Origin of the sequence: Bacillus cereus group sp. MYBK139-1, assembly GCF_051916915.1 — a bacterium.
Lineage (GTDB): Bacteria > Bacillota > Bacilli > Bacillales > Bacillaceae_G > Bacillus_A > Bacillus_A pacificus.
Window position 1 is genome coordinate 1 of sequence record NZ_JBQAHO010000005.1, and the last position, 14,022, is coordinate 14,022.

Here is a 14,022-nt window from a genome sequence, read left to right on the forward strand (position 1 = left end):
ATGATGGCAGAGAGGTCACACCCGTTCCCATACCGAACACGGAAGTTAAGCTCTCTAGCGCCGATGGTAGTTGGGACCTTGTCCCTGTGAGAGTAGGACGTCGCCAAGCAAAAACCTAAGTCGTTTCGACTTAGGTTTTTTTGTGTTTATTTTTATATATCAAATGTCGTAATTCGTAAATTTAGTAATCTTAATGAGAGAAAAGAATGAAAATGAGGCTATTGAGGGTAATAGTAATGATTTTTTGCTTTTCAGGCTTTCTAAGTGCTCCAAAACAACCCTTATGATAGGAACTGTTATTTCTTTTACTACAAGTATATATTTTACATAATGAGAGTAAGAAAAGCGGGATGATATAAGAATGAAAATAAGTATTCAATCCTTACAGTAATGAATGCGATACAAAGGAATAGAAACGATATGCTTTATTCCGCATTAACGGGCAGTAAGACCCCCACCTCAAATTTCAGCGGAAGCAAAGAAGCTAGGTGGGGATCAACTGCCCGTAAAAGCCCGATTGGTGAGGGTTGATTAAAGTTTCACTTTATATAAAAGCATATGGAATTAATATACAAACCATTTTGTGTATGGTAGATCTCTAGAAATATATATTCTAATTGCTTATCCTTCTTGCATATAGTTACAATTATTCTTTTGAATATAACTAAAACACGAACGTTATTGATGAGTAATAAAAAAACATTCGATTATTTGTTGACATTGTTTATGAAATATTGTTAATATAGCCATAGAAAGAATAATATATAAGACCTCATATAATCGCGGGGATATGGCCTGCAAGTCTCTACCTAACGACCGTTATTCGTTAGACTATGAGGGAAAGTCACTCGGTATTTTTCTATTCACAAGGGATACGTATGCCTGAGTAGAGCGCTTTCTCTCATAGTAAAAGAGAAACTGTTCTATTTCAGGCTTTTTTTATTTGAATCGGGGGGATTCTAATATGAAATCACTAGTTGGAGTCATAATGGGAAGCACGTCAGACTGGGAAACAATGAAATATGCTTGTGACATTTTAGATGAATTAAATATACCGTATGAGAAAAAAGTTGTATCCGCTCATCGGACTCCGGATTATATGTTTGAATATGCAGAGACGGCTCGTGAACGTGGATTGAAAGTTATTATTGCTGGAGCTGGTGGAGCAGCACATTTACCAGGAATGGTTGCAGCGAAGACGAATCTTCCTGTAATCGGAGTTCCAGTTCAATCAAAAGCGTTAAACGGCTTAGATTCATTATTATCCATCGTCCAAATGCCAGGAGGGGTTCCAGTTGCAACTGTTGCAATTGGTAAGGCTGGTTCAACAAATGCTGGTTTACTTGCTGCACAAATACTTGGATCATTCCATGATGACATATATGATGCATTAGAATTGAGAAGAGAAGCAATTGAAAAAGATGTGCGCGAAGGTAGTGAGCTAGTATGACGAGAATCATTTTACCTGGAAAAACAATCGGTATTATTGGAGGCGGCCAGCTAGGAAGAATGATGGCATTGGCGGCTAAGGAGATGGGATATAAAATTGCTGTTTTAGATCCTACAAAAAACTCACCATGTGCACAAGTTGCTGATATTGAAATTGTTGCATCATATGACGATTTAAAAGCGATTCAGCATTTAGCAGAGATTAGTGATGTTGTCACATATGAATTTGAGAATATTGATTATAGATGTTTACAATGGCTTGAAAAGCATGCTTACTTACCGCAAGGCAGTCAGTTGTTAAGTAAAACGCAAAATCGTTTTACTGAAAAGAATGCGATTGAGAAAGCAGGATTACCAGTAGCAACGTATAGATTAGTCCAAAATCAAGGTCAGTTTACTGAAGCAATCGCTGAGTTATCATATCCTTCTGTCTTAAAAACGACGACAGGTGGATATGATGGGAAAGGGCAAGTTGTTTTAAGAAGCGAAGCTGACGTTGTTACAGCGCGAGAGCTTGCGAATGCAGCAGAGTGTATTTTAGAGAAATGGGTGCCTTTTGAAAAAGAAGTATCAGTTATTGTCATTCGTAGTGTAAGTGGTGAAACGAAAGTATTTCCGGTAGCGGAAAATATTCATGTAAATAACATTTTGCATGAATCCATCGTTCCAGCTCGCATTACAGAAGAACTTTCTCAAAAAGCAATTGCTTATGCAAAAGTGCTTGCGGATGAACTAGAACTTGTGGGAACACTAGCGGTAGAGATGTTTGTTACAGCTGATGGTGAGATTTACATTAATGAATTAGCACCAAGACCTCACAATTCAGGACACTATACACAGGATGCATGTGAAACGAGTCAATTCGGCCAACATATTCGAGCAATCTGTAATTTACCTCTTGGAGAAACAAATTTGTTAAAACCAGTTGTCATGGTAAACATTTTAGGCGAACATATAGAAGGGGTCCTAAGACAAGTGAATAGATTAACCGGGTGCTATTTACACTTGTATGGAAAAGAAGAAGCAAAAGCGCAGCGAAAAATGGGGCATGTTAATATTTTAAATGATAATATTGAAGTCGCTCTAGAAAAAGCGAAGAGTTTGCATATTTGGGACCATCAAGAACAACTGTTGGAGGGAAAAAGATGATTAGTCGTTATACACGCCCAGAAATGGGTGCAATTTGGACGGAAGAGAACAAATTTAAAGCGTGGTTAGAAGTTGAGATTTTAGCTTGTGAAGCATGGGCTGAGCTTGGCGATATTCCGAAAGAAGATGTTAAAAAAATTCGTGAGCATGCATCATTTGATATTGATCGTATTTATGAAATTGAAAAAGAGACACGTCATGACGTAGTTGCATTCACTCGTGCTGTATCAGAAACACCAGCATTAGGCGAGGAACGTAAATGGGTTCATTACGGTTTAACATCTACAGACGTAGTAGATACAGCGTTATCTTACATCTTAAAACAAGCGAATGAAATCATATTAAAAGACTTAGAAAACTTTGTAAGTATTTTAGCTAACAAAGCGAAAGAGCATAAATACACGATCATGATGGGAAGAACACATGGTGTTCATGCAGAACCAACAACATTCGGTTTAAAACTTGGTCTTTGGTATGAAGAAATGAAACGTAACGTAGAGCGTTTCAAACAAGCTGCTAATACAGTTCGTGTTGGTAAATTATCTGGTGCGGTTGGTACATATGCAAATATTGATCCATTCGTAGAAAAGTATGTTTGTGAAAACTTAGGATTAGAAGCAGCACCAATTTCAACACAAACATTGCAACGTGATCGTCATGCTCATTACATGTCAACACTTGCATTAATCGCAACGTCTATCGAAAAGATGGCAGTTGAGATTCGTGGTTTACAAAAGAGTGAAACACGTGAAGTTGAAGAAGCTTTCGCAAAAGGTCAAAAAGGTTCTTCTGCAATGCCGCATAAGCGTAATCCAATTGGATCTGAAAATATGACTGGTTTAGCTCGTGTTATCCGCGGTTATATGATGACAGCTTATGAGAATGTTCCATTATGGCATGAGCGTGACATTTCTCACTCTTCAGCAGAACGCGTAATTTTACCAGATGCTACAATCGCGTTAAATTACATGCTAAACCGCTTTGGTAATATTGTTAAAAACTTAACTGTATACCCAGAGAATATGAAACGTAATATGACAAGAACATACGGCTTAATTTATTCTCAGCGCGTAATGCTTACATTAATCGATAAAGGTATGGTACGTGAGGAAGCTTACGATATCGTACAACCTAAAGCGATGGAAGCTTGGGAAACACAAGTACAATTTAAAGAGCTTGTAGAAGCTGATGAGCGTATTACGAGCAAGTTAACACAAGAAGAAATTAATGAATGCTTCAACTATGAGCATCATATGCAACACGTTGATACAATCTTTGAACGCCTTGGATTAAACGAAGCGTAAAATTTCATATGGCACAGAATAGAGTCATTCTGTGCCATTCTTTATAAAAACATTATTCACATTTTTCAAACTACAGGGGGCTTGCGAAATGCAAAAGCTAGAATTGCTGTATGAAGGTAAGGCAAAAAGAATTTATCGTACAGAATCAGCAGATATGGTTTGGGTAGAGTACAAAGATAGTGCGACTGCTTTCAATGGGGAGAAAAAAGAGACGATTACAGGAAAAGGTCGTTTGAACAATGAGATTACAACTTTATTGTTCAGAAAGTTACAAGAAGTAGGAATTAAAACACACTTTGTTGAGAAGCTATCTGAAACAGAACAACTTGTTAAAAAAGTGAGTATTATTCCTTTAGAAGTTGTCACAAGAAATGTAATTGCAGGAAGTCTTTCAAAACGATTAGGAATGGAAGAGGGAACTGTACTTGCAGAACCAATCGTAGAATTTTACTTCAAAGATGATGATTTAGGAGATCCGCTTGTAACGGAAGATCATATTCGTGTATTAAACGTTGCATCGCCAGAGCAAGTAAGCGTATTACGAGATATGGCTCTACAAATCAATCAAGTGTTGATTGATCATTTCGCAAGCTGTCGTGTAAGATTAGTAGATTTCAAATTAGAGTTTGGTGTAACGGATGAAGGAGAAATTATTTTAGCAGATGAAATTTCACCAGATACTTGCCGTTTATGGGATGAAACGAGCAATGAGAAGTTTGATAAAGACGTATTCCGTCGTGATCTTGGAAATTTAACAGATGCTTATGAAGAGATTTTAAAACGTTTAGGGGGAATTTCACATGTATAAAGTTAAGGTATATGTAACATTAAGAGAAAGCGTATTAGATCCACAAGGAACAGCAGTAAAAGGAGCACTTCATAGCCTTTCATTCACAGAAGTACAGGATGTTCGAATTGGAAAGTACATGGAACTAACAATTGATAAATCGGTAACTGACTTAGATAGCAAGGTAAAGGAAATGTGTGAAAAACTATTAGCAAACGTTGTAATGGAAGACTTCCGTTATGAAGTTGAGGAGGTTGTCGCACAGTGAAATTTGCCGTAATAGTATTTCCAGGTTCGAACTGTGATGTCGATATGTTCCATGCAATTAAAGATGAGCTTGGCGAAGAAGTAGATTACGTTTGGCACGATACAGAGAATTTAGATGAATATGATGCAATTCTACTACCAGGTGGTTTCTCTTACGGTGACTACTTACGCTGCGGTGCTATTTCTCGCTTTGCGAATGCAATGAAAGCAGTACAGAAAGCTGCTGAGCAAGGAAAGCCAATTTTAGGTGTATGTAATGGATTCCAGATTCTTGTTGAATCAGGATTATTACCAGGAGCATTAATGAGAAATGAAAACTTAAAATTTATGTGTCGAACAGTTCAGTTACGTGTTGAAAATAATGAAACAATGTTTACATCACAATATGAAAAAGATGAAGTAATCAATATTCCAATTGCACATGGTGAGGGGAATTACTATTGTGATGAAGAGACTCTTAAACAATTAGAAGAGAATAATCAAATCGCATTCCGTTACGTAGAAAACCCGAACGGAAGCGTTTCAGATATTGCGGGTATTGTAAACGAAAAAGGAAATGTACTTGGTATGATGCCACACCCAGAGCGTGCTGTAGATGAATTACTTGGCGGTGCTGAAGGATTAAAAGTCTTTCAATCTATCTTAAAACAGTGGAGGGAAACATATGTCGTTAATGCTTGAACCAAATCCAACACAAATTAAAGAAGAGCGCATATATGCGGAAATGGGGCTAACAGACGAAGAGTTCGCCATGGTTGAAAAGATTTTAGGCCGTCTGCCAAATTATACAGAAACAGGATTATTCTCTGTTATGTGGTCTGAACATTGTAGTTATAAAAATTCAAAACCAGTACTTCGAAAATTCCCAACAACAGGTGAGCGCGTCTTGCAGGGGCCTGGGGAAGGTGCTGGAATTGTAGACATCGGTGATAATCAAGCGGTTGTATTTAAAATGGAAAGTCATAACCACCCTTCTGCTATTGAACCATATCAAGGAGCGGCAACAGGTGTTGGTGGTATTATTCGTGACGTATTCTCTATGGGAGCACGTCCAGTAGCTCTATTAAACTCACTTCGATTTGGAGAATTACAATCACCACGTGTGAAATACTTATTCGAAGAAGTAGTAGCAGGAATTGCAGGATACGGTAACTGTATCGGTATTCCGACTGTTGGCGGCGAAGTACAGTTTGATCCATGTTATGAAGGAAATCCACTTGTAAATGCAATGTGCGTAGGCTTAATTAACCACGAAGACATTAAAAAAGGGCAAGCGCACGGTGCTGGAAATACAGTAATGTACGTAGGAGCATCAACTGGTCGTGATGGTATCCACGGTGCTACATTTGCATCTGAAGAGTTATCTGAAAGCTCAGAAGCGAAGCGTCCAGCAGTTCAAGTAGGAGATCCATTTATGGAGAAACTTCTTATTGAAGCTTGTTTAGAACTTATTCAATCGGATGCACTTGTTGGAATTCAAGATATGGGTGCAGCTGGTTTAACATCATCTTCTGCAGAAATGGCAAGTAAAGCAGGAATGGGTATTGAAATGTACTTAGATGATGTACCACAACGAGAAACAGGAATGACACCATATGAAATGATGCTCTCTGAATCACAAGAGCGTATGTTAATTGTTGTGAAAAAAGGTAGAGAGCAAGAAATAGTAGACTTATTTGAGAAGTATGGTCTTGCAGCCGTTACGATGGGGAAAGTAACGGAAGACAAAATGCTTCGTTTATTCCATAAAGGTGAAATGGTAGCTGAAGTACCAGCGGATGCTCTTGCAGAAGAAGCGCCAATTTATCATAAACCATCACAAGAAGCAGCATACTTTGCTGAATTCCAACAGATGAAAATGGAAACACCAAAAGTAGAAAATTATAAAGAAACGTTATTCGCTCTATTACAACAACCGACGATTGCAAGTAAAGAGTGGGTTTATGATCAATATGATTATCAAGTTCGCACAAGCACAGTTGTTACACCGGGTTCAGATGCAGCAGTTGTACGTGTACGCGGTACAGAAAAAGGATTAGCAATGACGACAGATTGTAACTCTCGCTACATTTATTTAGATCCAGAAGTGGGCGGTAAAATTGCAGTAGCAGAGGCAGCACGTAATATCGTATGTTCTGGAGGAGAGCCACTTGCAATTACAGATTGCTTAAACTTCGGTAATCCAGAGAAACCAGAAATCTTCTGGCAAATTGAGAAATCAGTAGATGGTATGAGTGAAGCTTGTCGCACATTACAAACACCAGTTATCGGCGGAAACGTATCAATGTATAACGAACGTAGTGGTGAAGCGGTATATCCAACACCGACAGTTGGGATGGTCGGACTAGTACATGACTTAAAACATGTAACAACACAAGAGTTTAAGCAAGCTGGCGATTTAGTTTATGTTATCGGAGAGACGAAAGCTGAGTTTGGTGGAAGTGAATTACAGAAAATGCTTCACGGCAAAATTTTCGGCCAATCACCAAGTATCGATCTAGACGTAGAATTAAAACGTCAAAAACAAGTATTAGCAGCAATTCAAGCTGGCCTTGTTCAATCTGCACATGACGTTGCTGAAGGTGGTTTAGCAGTTGCAATTTCAGAAAGTGCAATTGGTGCTAACGGCTTAGGTGCTACTGTGAAATTAGACGGGGAAGCAACAGCGGCATTATTTGCGGAATCACAATCTCGCTTCGTGATAACTGTAAAACGTGAAAATAAAGAAGTGTTCGAGAAAGCGGTAGAAGCAATTCAAGTTGGAGAAGTAACAAATACAAATGAAGTGACAATTCATAATGAAGAAAATGAAGTGTTACTTACAGCAAATGTAGATGAAATGAGAAAGGCTTGGAAAGGGGCAATCCCATGCTTGCTGAAATAAAGGGGTTAAACGAAGAATGTGGCGTTTTCGGAATTTGGGGGCATGAAAATGCGGCACAAGTTTCATACTACGGATTGCACAGTTTACAGCACCGTGGGCAAGAAGGCGCAGGCATTGTCGTAAATAATGGAGAAAAAATCGTCGGTCACAAGGGGTTAGGTTTAATATCGGAAGTGTTTTCAAGAGGAGAGCTAGAAGGATTGAACGGGAAATCAGCAATCGGACACGTACGATACGCGACGGCTGGTGGAAGTGAAGTGGCTAACGTTCAACCACTACTGTTCCGTTTTTCCGATCATAGTATGGCATTAGCTCATAACGGGAATTTAATTAATGCAAAAATGCTTCGCCGTGAATTAGAGGCAGAGGGAAGTATTTTTCAAACAAGTTCAGATACAGAAGTACTTTTACATCTTATTAAACGTAGTACGAAAGATTCGTTAATTGAAAGTGTAAAAGAAGCTCTAAATAAGGTGAAAGGTGCGTTTGCATATCTTTTACTAACTGGAAATGAAATGATTGTTGCGCTAGATCCAAATGGATTCCGTCCCCTTTCAATTGGAAAGATGGGAAATGCTTACGTTGTAGCATCTGAAACATGTGCTTTTGATGTAGTAGGTGCAACATACATTCGTGATGTAGAACCGGGTGAATTACTTATCATTAATGATGAAGGAATTCACGTAGATCGTTTCACAAATGATGTAGAACATGCAATTTGCAGTATGGAATACATTTACTTCGCACGCCCAGATTCAAATATCGCTGGTGTTAATGTCCATGCAGCACGTAAAAACATGGGGAAACGTTTGGCGGCAGAAGCTCCTATTGAAGCTGATGTTGTTACTGGTGTACCAGACTCTAGCATTTCAGCAGCAATTGGTTATGCGGAGGCGACAGGCATTCCATATGAGTTGGGATTAATTAAAAATCGTTACGTTGGACGTACGTTTATTCAACCTTCTCAGGAACTGCGAGAGCAAGGGGTTAAGATGAAGCTTTCAGCAGTAAGAGGTGTAGTTGAAGGAAAACGAGTTGTTATGATTGATGATTCTATCGTACGAGGAACAACGAGTAAACGAATTGTTCGTATGCTTCGCGAGGCTGGAGCGACAGAAGTTCACGTAAGAATAGCTTCACCACCTTTGAAATATCCATGTTTCTATGGCATTGATATTCAAACGAGAAAAGAATTAATTGCAGCAAATCATACGGTAGAAGAAATTCGTGAAATGATCGGTGCAGACTCATTAACATTTTTAAGTGAAGATGGATTAGTAGATGCAATTGGACGTCCATATGAGGGGAAATACGGTGGCCTATGTATGGCGTACTTCAATGGAGATTATCCAACAGCTCTTTATGATTATGAGCAAGAGCTGTTAGAAAGTATAAAATAAGAAGAAAAAAGCTTCTACTTCTTTTTGATGTAGAAGCTAGCTTCTTTCTTAAAACGGCCCGCACAGGATAGGGAGAAATTAAAAGACGAGGTGTAGATAACGATGGCGAATGCATATAAGCAAGCAGGAGTAGATATTGAAGCTGGATATGAAGCGGTATCTCGCATGAAAAAACACGTACAAACAACAATGAGAAAAGAAGTACTAGGCAGTTTAGGCGGTTTTGGAGGTATGTTTGACCTATCAAAATTTGCATTAGAAGAACCTGTATTAGTATCTGGAACAGATGGCGTGGGAACGAAATTGATGCTCGCTTTTATGGCAGATAAACATGACACAATTGGTATTGATGCGGTTGCAATGTGTGTAAATGATATTGTTGTCCAAGGAGCAGAGCCGCTTTTCTTTCTTGATTATATTGCTTGTGGTAAAGCTGAACCTAGTAAAATTGAAAACATCGTCAAAGGTATATCAGAGGGCTGTCGCCAAGCAGGCTGTGCTTTAATTGGTGGAGAAACAGCTGAAATGCCAGGAATGTATTCTACAGAAGAATACGATTTAGCTGGTTTTACAGTTGGGATCGTTGATAAAAAGAAAATTGTAACAGGTGAAAAAATTGAAGCTGGTCACGTATTAATTGGCTTAGCATCTAGCGGTATTCATAGTAACGGTTATTCTTTAGTACGAAAAGTATTACTAGAAGATGGAGAACTATCTTTAGCTCGCATTTACGGACGCTTAGAGCTACCTCTTGGTGAAGAATTATTAAAACCAACGAAAATTTATGTCAAACCTATTTTAGAACTATTGAAGAAATATGAAGTATACGGTATGGCACATATTACAGGTGGCGGATTCATTGAAAATATTCCACGTATGTTACCAGAAGGAATCGGTGCAGAAATTGAATTAGGATCTTGGGAAATTCAGCCGATCTTTAGTTTACTTCAAGAAGTTGGCAAGTTGGAAGAGAAAGAAATGTTCAATATTTTTAACATGGGTATTGGTATGGTAGTAGCGGTGAAGGAAGAAGATGCAAAAGGTGTTGTTCGTCTTCTTGAAGAGCAAGGAGAAACTGCTCGTATTATTGGACGCACTGTACAAGGAGCTGGCGTTACTTTTAATGGAGGCACAGCGCTATGAGTAGATTAGCAGTTTTTGCTTCTGGAAGCGGATCTAACTTTCAATCTCTCGTTAATGCAGTAGAAGAAAAAAGATTGGATGCAGAAATTAGTTTATTAGTATGTGATAAACCAGAAGCACGCGCTGTTGGGCGAGCACATTATCATCATATCCCGTGTTTCGCTTTTTCAGCGAAAGCATATGAGTCAAAAGAAGCGTTTGAAAAAGAGATATTAAAGAAGCTAGAAGAGTATGAAATTGATTATGTTATTTTAGCTGGATATATGCGTTTAATTGGACCAACTTTACTAGAAGCTTACGGCGGAAGGATTATTAATATTCATCCATCACTATTACCGAGTTTTCCAGGGAAAGATGCTGTTGGTCAAGCGTTAGAAGCAGGTGTGAAAGTAACTGGAGTAACGATTCATTATGTAGACGCAGGTATGGATACAGGGCCAATTATTGCACAAGAAGCAGTAGTTGTTTCTGAAGGGGATACGAGAGAAAGCTTACAAACGAAAATTCAACAAGTTGAACATAAGTTATACGTAAATACAGTGAATCAAATTGTTCAATCTACGAAAGAACCAACTGTTAACTAACATACAACCAGGGGTGAAGGGTAAATGAAAAAGCGTGCATTAGTAAGTGTTTCAGATAAAACAGGAGTAGTAGAATTTGTTAAAGGTTTACTAGAACAAGGGATCGAAGTTATATCAACAGGCGGTACAAAAAAATTACTAGAAGAAAACGGCTTACAAGTAATCGGTATTTCTGAAGTAACTGGTTTCCCAGAAATTATGGATGGTCGTGTGAAAACATTACATCCAAATATTCATGGTGGTCTATTAGCAGTTCGCGATAATGAAACGCATGTAGCACAAATGAATGAGTTAGGTATAGAGCCAATTGATTTTGTTGTCGTTAACTTATACCCATTCAAAGAAACAATCGCTAAGCCTGATGTAACATTTGCTGATGCAATTGAAAATATTGATATTGGTGGCCCAACAATGATTCGCTCTGCTGCGAAAAATCACAAATTTGTATCGGTAATTGTAGATCCAGTAGATTACGATGTTGTATTAGCAGAACTGAAAGAGAACGGTGAAGTAAAAGAAGAAACGAAACGTAAATTAGCAGCGAAAGTATTCCGTCATACAGCAGCATATGATGCGTTAATCTCTAACTACTTAACAGAGCAAATGGGTGAAGAAAGCCCAGAAACATTAACTGTGACATTTGAGAAAAAGCAAGACTTACGTTATGGCGAGAATCCACATCAAAAGGCAACTTTCTATAAAGCGCTATTCGCAGCAACTTCTTCTGTTGCATACGCAGAACAATTACACGGTAAAGAATTATCATATAACAATATTAATGATGCAGACGCAGCACTTAGCATCGTAAAAGAATTTACAGAACCAGCAGTAGTAGCAGTAAAACATATGAATCCATGTGGTGTTGGAGTAGGAACTGATATTCATGAAGCATACACACGTGCTTATGAAGCGGATCCAGTATCAATCTTTGGAGGGATTATTGCAGCAAATCGTGAGATCGACAAATCTACAGCTGAAAAGTTACATGAAATTTTCTTAGAAATTATTATTGCACCTTCTTTCTCAAAAGAAGCTTTAGAAGTGTTGCAAAGTAAGAAAAACTTACGTTTACTAACTGTAAATATTGAAAAATCGACAAGTGCGAGCAAAAAACTAACTTCTGTACAAGGCGGACTTCTTGTTCAAGAGGAAGATACGTTATCATTAGATGAAAGTACAATTTCAATTCCAACAAAACGTGAACCTTCAGAGCAAGAATGGAAAGATTTAAAACTAGCTTGGAAAGTTGTAAAACATGTGAAGTCAAATGCAATTGTTTTAGCGAAAGATGATATGACAATTGGTGTCGGTGCGGGACAGATGAACCGTGTAGGTTCTGCAAAAATCGCAATTACACAAGCTGGTGAAAAAGCACAAGGTAGCGCGCTTGCATCTGATGCTTTCTTCCCAATGCCAGATACATTAGAAGAAGCAGCAAAAGCAGGAATTACAGCAATCATTCAACCAGGCGGATCAATCCGTGATGAAGATTCTATTAAAGTGGCGGATACGTATGGGATTGCGATGGTGTTCACTGGCGTACGTCATTTCAAACACTAATAGAGGGTGTTTAAAAAGTCCGGTTAAGATAACCTTCGCCTGTCGTCGTTGCGTTGCCAGTGCGGTACTCATGTAGGAAAACTACACTCCGTGTCCTCCTGGCAAATGCGCCTCGACCTGCTCGGTTCTCTTGATCCGCCTTTTTAAACTTACAGTGATATGAAAACAAACTAGGAGCATAGCTTCTAGTTTGTACTTATTTAAGTATTGGGGGATGAAATATGAACGTTTTAGTAATTGGCCGCGGTGGGCGTGAGCATGCTTTAGCTTGGAAGTTTGCACAATCGACAAAAGTGAAAAAGGTGTATGTAGCACCGGGCAATGAAGGCATGCGCGATATTGCAATACCAGTTGATATTGATGAAAATGATTTTGATGCATTAGTTTTATTTGCTAAAGAGAATAGGGTTGAATTAACTTTCGTTGGACCAGAAATTCCGCTTATGAATGGAATTGTTGATCGTTTTACAGAAGAGGGGCTTCGTGTATTTGGCCCAAATAAAGCAGCTGCTGTTATTGAAGGTAGTAAGGCTTTTACGAAAGAATTGATGAAAAAATATGATATTCCAACTGCGGCATATGAAACTTTTACAGACTATGAAGAAGCAGTACAGTACATTCAAAAAGTTGGTGCACCAATTGTTATTAAGGCAGATGGATTAGCTGCTGGTAAAGGTGTAACAGTAGCGATGACGCTTGAAGAAGCATTACAGGCTGTGAAAGAAATGCTACAAGATGTAAAGTTCGGTGAAGCGAGTAAGAAGGTTGTTATTGAAGAGTTTTTAGATGGACAAGAATTTTCATTAATGGCATTTGTGAATGGAACAAATGTGCATCCGATGGTAATCGCGCAAGATCATAAACGAGCTTTTGATGGAGATAAAGGTCCAAATACAGGTGGAATGGGTGCATATTCTCCAGTACCACAAATTCCGGAATCAGCAGTTCAAGAGGCGATAAAAAACGTATTGCATCCAACTGCTAAAGCGATGATTGCAGAAAATCGATCGTTTACAGGGATTTTATATGCGGGACTTATTTTAACAAATGATGGTCCAAAGGTAATTGAGTTTAATGCTCGCTTTGGTGATCCTGAAACGGAAGTTGTATTACCACGCCTAGAAAATGATTTAGTTGATGTATGTAACGCTGTATTAGATGAGAGTGAACTAACGTTACAATGGTCAGAAGAAGCAGTTATTGGCGTTGTACTTGCTTCGAAAGGATATCCAGAAGTATATAAAAAAGGTGATATTATTAACGGGTTAGATGCATTGCAAGATGTAATTGTGTTTCATTCAGGTACAGCGATGAAACATGGTGATTTTGTAACAAACGGTGGTCGTGTACTATTTGTTGCTTGTAAGGCGAATAGTTTACAAGAAGCGAAAGATAAGGTGTATAAAGAAATTGGTAAAATTGAGAGTGATGCTCTATTTTACCGAAGTGATATAGGATATCGTGCAATTGGGCATGAGATGATGAGAAGCTAATA

At 38.5% G+C, this 14,022-nt stretch carries 12 protein-coding genes, 1 rRNA gene and 1 riboswitch; all 13 genes read left to right on the forward strand.

Annotated elements, in window-relative coordinates; all coding sequences use genetic code 11:
- Positions 1 to 109, forward strand: a 5S ribosomal RNA gene (rrf, locus tag ACTFRS_RS22705); the annotation flags it as partial.
- 643 nt (positions 110 to 752) lie between these two features.
- A riboswitch (purine riboswitch) is annotated at positions 753 to 854 on the forward strand.
- A 110-nt stretch (positions 855 to 964) separates the two neighbouring features.
- On the forward strand, positions 965 to 1,450 hold the full coding sequence (purE, locus tag ACTFRS_RS22710; RefSeq protein ID WP_000839371.1) for a 5-(carboxyamino)imidazole ribonucleotide mutase: 486 nt from the start codon (positions 965 to 967) through the stop codon (positions 1,448 to 1,450).
- Positions 1,447 to 2,598, forward strand: a complete 1,152-nt coding sequence (gene purK / locus ACTFRS_RS22715; RefSeq protein ID WP_440025203.1) for a 5-(carboxyamino)imidazole ribonucleotide synthase — start codon at positions 1,447 to 1,449, stop codon at positions 2,596 to 2,598. Before purE ends, purK begins: the two co-directional genes overlap by 4 nt.
- Positions 2,595 to 3,902, forward strand: a complete 1,308-nt coding sequence (gene purB / locus ACTFRS_RS22720; protein WP_000625683.1) for an adenylosuccinate lyase — start codon at positions 2,595 to 2,597, stop codon at positions 3,900 to 3,902. Before purK ends, purB begins: the two co-directional genes overlap by 4 nt.
- An 88-nt stretch (positions 3,903 to 3,990) precedes the next feature.
- The gene (gene purC, locus ACTFRS_RS22725; protein ID WP_001170542.1) at positions 3,991 to 4,710 is read left to right on the forward strand and encodes a phosphoribosylaminoimidazolesuccinocarboxamide synthase; all 720 of its coding nucleotides are present in this window, start codon (positions 3,991 to 3,993) and stop codon (positions 4,708 to 4,710) included.
- Complete coding sequence (gene purS, locus ACTFRS_RS22730) at positions 4,703 to 4,957, forward strand: phosphoribosylformylglycinamidine synthase subunit PurS (RefSeq protein ID WP_000278826.1); 255 nt, start codon at positions 4,703 to 4,705, stop codon at positions 4,955 to 4,957. Before purC ends, purS begins: the two co-directional genes overlap by 8 nt.
- Complete coding sequence (gene purQ, locus ACTFRS_RS22735) at positions 4,954 to 5,637, forward strand: phosphoribosylformylglycinamidine synthase subunit PurQ (RefSeq protein WP_000666779.1); 684 nt, start codon at positions 4,954 to 4,956, stop codon at positions 5,635 to 5,637. Before purS ends, purQ begins: the two co-directional genes overlap by 4 nt.
- On the forward strand, positions 5,621 to 7,840 hold the full coding sequence (gene purL, locus ACTFRS_RS22740) for a phosphoribosylformylglycinamidine synthase II (RefSeq protein ID WP_139869840.1): 2,220 nt from the start codon (positions 5,621 to 5,623) through the stop codon (positions 7,838 to 7,840). The genes purQ and purL overlap by 17 nt, the downstream gene beginning before the upstream one ends.
- On the forward strand, positions 7,825 to 9,240 hold the full coding sequence (gene purF / locus ACTFRS_RS22745; protein WP_139869841.1) for an amidophosphoribosyltransferase: 1,416 nt from the start codon (positions 7,825 to 7,827) through the stop codon (positions 9,238 to 9,240). The genes purL and purF overlap by 16 nt, the downstream gene beginning before the upstream one ends.
- A 102-nt stretch (positions 9,241 to 9,342) precedes the next feature.
- Positions 9,343 to 10,383, forward strand: a complete 1,041-nt coding sequence (gene purM / locus ACTFRS_RS22750) for a phosphoribosylformylglycinamidine cyclo-ligase (RefSeq protein WP_431085117.1) — start codon at positions 9,343 to 9,345, stop codon at positions 10,381 to 10,383.
- Positions 10,380 to 10,967 (forward strand): phosphoribosylglycinamide formyltransferase, encoded by a 588-nt coding sequence (gene purN, locus ACTFRS_RS22755; RefSeq protein ID WP_000088582.1) that lies wholly within the window; start codon positions 10,380 to 10,382, stop codon positions 10,965 to 10,967. Before purM ends, purN begins: the two co-directional genes overlap by 4 nt.
- Positions 10,968 to 10,991: 24 nt before the next feature.
- Positions 10,992 to 12,527 (forward strand): bifunctional phosphoribosylaminoimidazolecarboxamide formyltransferase/IMP cyclohydrolase, encoded by a 1,536-nt coding sequence (gene purH, locus ACTFRS_RS22760; RefSeq protein ID WP_440025200.1) that lies wholly within the window; start codon positions 10,992 to 10,994, stop codon positions 12,525 to 12,527.
- Positions 12,528 to 12,748: 221 nt separating this feature from the next.
- Positions 12,749 to 14,020: a phosphoribosylamine--glycine ligase gene (gene purD, locus ACTFRS_RS22765; RefSeq protein WP_242294587.1), complete on the forward strand. Its 1,272-nt coding sequence runs from the start codon at positions 12,749 to 12,751 to the stop codon at positions 14,018 to 14,020.
- Positions 14,021 to 14,022 lie beyond the last annotated feature (2 nt).